1 protein-coding gene is annotated in these 528 nt (G+C 67.6%); it reads right to left on the bottom strand.

The genetic code is table 11. The features are described from left to right. Positions 1 to 528, bottom strand: a 528-nt coding sequence (locus CRM73_RS19515) for a DDE-type integrase/transposase/recombinase (RefSeq protein ID WP_229588841.1), incomplete at both ends; no start/stop codon positions are given.

Raw genomic sequence — 528 nt, 5'->3', positions numbered from 1 at the left:
TGTCGAGGCCGTCGCCGACGGTGCCGAACGAGGGCAGCAGTCCGGCCGAGCGGATCTTCTGCGTGAACACCCACGAGGTGAATTGGACCCCGTGGTCGGCGTGGACGATTCCGCCGGCACCGGGCTTTCGGGCGCGGATGGCCATGTCCAGGGCATTGATGACCAGGGTGGAGTCCTGCTTGGAGTCGATGGCCCAGCCGATGATTTTGCGGCTGCAGGCGTCGAGCACCGCCGCGCAGTAGACCTTGCCCTCGCGGGTGGGATGCTCGGTGATGTCCGTGACCCACAGTTCGTTCAGCGCCAGGCGGTGGAACTTCCGGTTGACGAGGTCGTCTGCGGTCGCCACGCCTCGAAGCCGCTTGATGCGCGCCGGGCCGGGCAGTCCGCCGATGCTGGCGCGCGTCATCAGCGCGGAGATGAGCCGGCTCGAGCAGGGGATGCCCATGCCAATGGTGAGTTCCGCGTGGATGCGGCGGTAGCCGTAGGTGCCCCGAGAGGCCACGTGAATCTCGCGGATCAGCCCGGTGA

Source organism: Kocuria sp. CCUG 69068, assembly GCF_020833785.1.
GTDB lineage: Bacteria > Actinomycetota > Actinomycetes > Actinomycetales > Micrococcaceae > Kocuria > Kocuria rosea.
Note: the sequence above shows the minus strand (reverse complement) of the source record. Positions and strands in the feature narration are given on the sequence as shown.